The following is a 5,474-nucleotide window of genomic DNA, read 5'->3' as shown; positions in this document are numbered from 1 at the left end:
CCCCCCCCCCCCCCCCCCCCCCCCCCCCCCCCCCCCCCCCCCCCCCCCCCCCCCCCCCCCCCCCCCCCCCCCCCCCCCCCCCCCCCCCCCCCCCCCCCCCCCCCCCCCCCCCCCCCCCCCCCCCCCCCCCCCCCCCCGGAGGGGTGCCGGGACGTGGAATATGCCCGGTCCGACACCCACCGGCGTTGTGCACTTGCACCCGGAGCCGGTTGATCCCGACCAGCACGGTGGTGTGCCCCGGAGTGTTCTCTCAGGGGGTCGCCACGCCGCCCACAGCTGCGGAGCTCGGTTCGCGTAGCCGGCGCCCCACCATCAGACCGTCCCCGTCCGGGCTCACCCCGACCTCGACGGTGTCGCCGTCGGCGACCTCTCCGGCCAGTAGTTCCTTGGCCAGGGTGTCACCGATGGCCTGCTGGATCAGCCGGCGCAGCGGGCGGGCGCCGTACACCGGGTCGTAGCCGCGGACCGCGAGCCAGAACCGCGCCGAATCGCTGACCTCCAGGGTGAGCCGCCGCTGGGCGAGCCGCCGCTGCAACTGGTCGAGCTGGATATCGACGACATGGGCGAGCTGTTCCTCGTCCAGCGAGCTGAACATGACCACATCGTCGAGGCGGTTGAGGAATTCCGGTTTGAACGCCGAACGTACCGCGTTCATCACGAAATCCTTGTCGCCGCCGGCGCCGAGGTTCGAGGTGAGGATGAGGATGGTGTTGCGGAAGTCCACCGTCCGGCCCTGGCCGTCGGTGAGCCGGCCCTCGTCGAGCACCGCGAGCAGGATGTCGAACACATCCGGGTGCGCCTTCTCGATCTCGTCGAACAGCACCACCGTGTAGGGCCGCCGCCGCACCGCCTCGGTGAGCTGACCGCCCTGGTCGTAGCCGACGTATCCGGGCGGCGCACCGACCAGCCGGGCCACCGCGTGCTTCTCGCTGTACTCGCTCATATCGATGCGGACCATGGCGCGTTCGTCGTCGAACAGGAAGTCGGCGAGCGCCTTGGCCAGTTCGGTCTTACCGACGCCGGTGGGTCCGACGAACATGAACGACCCGGTGGGCCGGTTCGGGTCCGCGACCCCCGCGCGAGCACGCCGCACCGCATCGGAAACTGCCTGCACGGCCTCGGTCTGGCCGACTACGCGCCGCCCGAGTTCGGCCTCCATCCGGAGCAATTTCTCGGTTTCGCCCTCGAGCAGCCGGCCGACCGGGATACCGGTCCAGGCCGAGATCACCTCGGCGATATCGTCGGGCCCGACCTCCTCCTTGAGCATCACCTCGCCGTCGGCGGCCGCCCCGGAGGCCCGCTCGGCTTCGGCGAGCTCCTTCTCCAGCGCCGGGATCCGGCCGTACCGCAGCTCGGCCGCCTTGCCCAGATCCCCGTCGCGCTCGGCGCGGTCGGATTCCCCGCGCAGGCCTTCGAGCTGTTCCTTGAGCGTCCGCACCTGGTCGATCGCGGTTTTCTCGTTCTGCCAGCGGGTGGTGAGCTGGTTGAGCTTCTCGCGGCCGTCGGCGAGTTCGCCGCGCAGCTTCTCCAGCCGCTGTTTGGAGGCCTCGTCGGTTTCCTTGGCGAGCGCGACCTCCTCGATTTCGAGGCGGCGCACGGCGCGTTCCACCTCGTCGATCTCCACCGGCCGCGAATCGATCTCCATTCGCAGCCGGGACGCGGATTCGTCGACGAGGTCGATTGCCTTGTCCGGCAGGAACCGGGAGGTGATGTAGCGGTCGGAGAGAGCGGCGGCCGCCACCAGCGCGGAATCGGTGATTCGCACGCCGTGGTGTACTTCGTAGCGTTCCTTGATCCCGCGCAGAATACCCACGGTGTCCTCGACCGAGGGCTCGCCGACCAGCACCTGCTGGAAGCGGCGTTCCAGGGCCGCGTCCTTCTCGATGTGCTTGCGGTATTCCTCCAGGGTGGTCGCGCCGACGAGCCGCAGTTCACCGCGCGCCAGCATCGGTTTGATCATATTTCCGGCGTCCATGGCGGATTCGCCGGTCGCACCGGCGCCGACGATGGTGTGCAGTTCGTCGATGAAGGTGATGATCTGGCCCGCACTGGACTTGATCTCCTCCAGGACCGCTTTGAGTCGTTCCTCGAATTCGCCGCGGTACTTCGCGCCCGCGACCATCGCACCGAGGTCGAGCGAGATCACGCTTTTACCGCGCAGCGATTCGGGCACGTCACCCGCGATGATGCGCTGGGCCAGGCCCTCCACGATGGCGGTCTTACCGACGCCGGGTTCGCCGATGAGCACCGGGTTGTTCTTGGTACGCCGCGACAGCACCTGCACCACGCGGCGGATCTCGGTATCGCGGCCGATCACCGGATCGAGCTTGCCGGAGCGCGCGGCATCGGTGAGGTCGGTGGAGTACTTCTCCAGCGCCTGGTAGCTGCCCTCCGGATCCGGGCTGCTGACCCGGGCGTTACCCCGGACGGCGGTGAAGGCCTCGCGCAGCGCGGCCGCGGTGGCGCCGTACTTTTCGAGCAGCATCGTGATATCGGTATCGCCGGTGGCGAGTCCGACCATCACATGCTCGGTGGAGACGTATTCGTCGCCGAGTTCGGTGGCCAGATGCTGGGCCGCGGTGATCGCGGCCAGCGCTTCCCGGCCGAGCTGCGGGGTGGTGGTGGCACCGCTGGCGCGGGGCAGCCGGTCGACGATGTCCTGGGCCTCGCGGCGCACCGTGGCGGGATCGGTGCCGACCGCTTTCAGCAGTGGCCCGGCGATCCCGTCGGTCTGGTCCAGCAGTGCCACCAGCAGATGGGCCGGACGGATCTCCGGGTTACCGGCCGCCGACGCCGCCTGGAGGGCGGCGGTCAGGGCGGCCTGGGTCTTGGTGGTGGGGTTGAACGAGTCCACGAAGCACCTTCCTGCTAGTCGATATCTCCTCCGGCAACCGCACCCGACTCCGGGGACTCGTGCCGTTCTGCTCGGTTCAACGTCCGAAAGGTTGAGTCTGTTCCGCTCAAGTCTGAGATTTTTCCTCCGCCGACCTCGGCCGCAGGTTGCCGGAAAGATGCCGGCTCCCCGCTCACGCCGCCGCGGCAGTACCCGCGGACAAGATCGGCCAAACCAGGTACTCGTATTTCACATCCACCATCATCACAATTTTCGGGGATACTGGTCGGATGAAGGACCGCCGGTAACGGCAACGTCCTTATCGGGCAGATATCAGGGAAAGGAAGCTCCACGCCGTGGATGCGCGTTCGGCAGCGCTGGTCCGCGCCAATTTCCAGTCGGTGCTCGACGCACCGCATGGACCCGAGCGGTTGGTCAGCGCTTTTTACGGTCACCTATTCGCCGAGAATCCGCGGCTGCGGGAGTTGTTCCCGCCGACCATGGATATGCAGGCGAAACGGCTGACCACCGCGATCCAGTACATGCTGGATCACCTGGAGGACTGGGACCGTGCACAGAAGTTCCTGGAACAACTGGCACGCGATCACCGCAAATACGGGGTCGAGGCCGCGCACTACGATCAGGCCGGTCCCGCACTCTATGCCGCCTTCGGGACCTACAACGGCCCGAACTGGACCAGAGAACTCGCCGAAGGATGGCGCGATGTCTGCCTGCTCATCTCCGCCGCGATGGCGATAGGCGCCAATTCCGACGATTCCCCGCCCTATTGGGAGGCCACCGTTGTCGGGCACCGCCACGTCCTCGACGACCTGGCGATCGTGCGTTTGCAGTCCGATGACCCGATCCCGTATCTGGCCGGTCAGTACGTCCCCGTCTCGGTCCCGCAGCGGCCCCGGATGTGGCGTTATCTCTCCCCCGCCATCCCGTCGAACCCGTACGGCGAGATCGAGTTCCATGTGCGCAAGGTCCGCAGCGGCTGGGTGAGCCCGTCGGTCGTCAACGAAACCAAGGTCGGCGATCGCTGGCTCATCGGCGGGCCGCTCGGCGGGCTCCAGGTGGACCAGGACAGCGGCCGCGATGTGCTCATGATCGGCTCCGGTACCGGTATCGCACCGCTGCGTGCGCAGTTGATCGAAATGGGCCGCCGCGGAATCAATCCGCGGGTGCACTTCTTCATCGGTGGCGCCTACCCCTGCGAGCTGTACGACGTGGAGAACATGTGGCAGCTCTCGCAGAGCAACCCGTGGCTCACCATCGTCCCGGTCTGCGAGCACAAAACGAACCCGTGGTGGTACCCGCATCCCACCGAGGACGCGCCCTACGGGATGCATCGGCGCCTGGTCGGAAACCTCGGCGCCGTGGTAGCCAGCTTCGGTGCATGGGAGGATCGGCAGATCCAGATCGCCGGTTCGGCGAAGATGATCGCGGATACCCGGCGCGCACTCCTCGCGGTCGGCACTCCGGAGGAGATCATCAGCACCGATCCGGTCTGAGCCGGTCCCCGGCCGGCAGCCCTTGCCGCGCCTGCCGACCGACCGGAGAATGGTGCGGTACTCCGTTCCGGCTCCGCGAAACCGCGCACGCCCGACCAGCTGCCTCGCCCACCTGCGCCGACCGCACGATTCCGCTCCGAAGGACTGCCCGTGACCAATGGCCCCCGCGTCGACCCGCACCGCTCCGACCAGCCGACCCAGTGGTTCGCCGAGGTGGTCGAACATCACCGGCTGCGCCACGATCTGGCGGTGATCCGGCTGATCGGCGAATACGTCCCGTTCACCGCGGGGCAGTCTGTGGAGGTCGAGGTTCCGCAGTTCCCGGGGATGCGCCGCCGTTTCTCCCCCGCGCTACCACCCTCGCTGGACGGCAAACTCGAATTCCATGTCCGAACCGTGGCGGGCGGCTGGTGCAGTAGCGGGATCGTCGCCGACACCCGGCCCGGTGACCGCTGGAAACTGGCCGCACCGGCGGGCATGTTCAGTGTGGACCCCGACGGCGACGAGGTCGTGATGATCGCCGGCGGGACCGGATTGGCGCCGCTACGCTCCCAGCTCCTGGAACTCGCCCGGCACGAGTACCCCCCGACCACCTACCTCTTCTTCGGTGGCTTCTCCCCCCGCGACCTGTACGCCGCCGATATGCTGGTCCTCCTCGCAGCGGACCTGCCGTGGCTCACCGTCGTACCGGTCGTGGAACGCCTCGAGGACCCGTCCTGGCCCGACGAATGGCACGACCGGCACCGGGTGGATATCGGCTTCGCCGACGACGACCTGATCCAGGGCACCCTGGCCGAAGTGGTCGGCTCCTACGGCAGTTTCAACCAGCACCAGGTCCTGGTGTGCGGATCGCCGGCAATGACCCGGTCCACGGTGGAAAAGTTGCTCGACGCCGGAACCCCACCGGAGCGAATCCAATTCGAAGGCGCCTGAGCTGTGTTTATTTGCGGCGCCTGCGGCGCCGCGGGGTTAGGCCCCGTTTGTGGGCGGGGGGTGGGGGGGGGGGGGGGGGGGGGGGGGGGGGGGGGGGGGGGGGGGGGGGGGGGGGGGGGGGGGGGGGACGGGCAGGTGCCGGGCCCGGTGCCACCGACGGGTTCGACTGCGGTTCGTTCCAGATAGGGTCCGGT

At 68.5% G+C, this 5,474-nt stretch carries 3 protein-coding genes; 2 read left to right on the top strand and 1 reads right to left on the bottom strand.

Annotation, left to right across the window (positions count from 1 at the left end; all coding sequences use genetic code 11):
- Positions 1–250: 250 nt before the first annotated feature.
- Positions 251–2,854: an ATP-dependent chaperone ClpB gene (gene clpB / locus QH196_RS04520; protein ID WP_280414471.1), complete on the bottom strand. Its 2,604-nt coding sequence runs from the start codon at positions 2,852–2,854 to the stop codon at positions 251–253.
- A 335-nt stretch (positions 2,855–3,189) separates the two neighbouring features.
- On the opposite strand from clpB, the gene QH196_RS04515 reads away from it, so the two are divergent.
- The gene (locus QH196_RS04515) at positions 3,190–4,347 is read left to right on the top strand and encodes a globin domain-containing protein (protein WP_280414470.1); all 1,158 of its coding nucleotides are present in this window, start codon (positions 3,190–3,192) and stop codon (positions 4,345–4,347) included.
- Between the two features lie 150 nt (positions 4,348–4,497).
- Positions 4,498–5,280, top strand: a complete 783-nt coding sequence (locus tag QH196_RS04510) for an FAD-binding oxidoreductase (RefSeq protein ID WP_280414469.1) — start codon at positions 4,498–4,500, stop codon at positions 5,278–5,280.
- Positions 5,281–5,474 lie beyond the last annotated feature (194 nt).

The organism is Nocardia carnea, assembly GCF_029868325.1.
GTDB lineage: Bacteria > Actinomycetota > Actinomycetes > Mycobacteriales > Mycobacteriaceae > Nocardia > Nocardia carnea_C.
The sequence above is the reverse complement of the archived record's forward strand: the minus strand, read 5'-3'. Positions and strand labels throughout refer to the sequence as shown.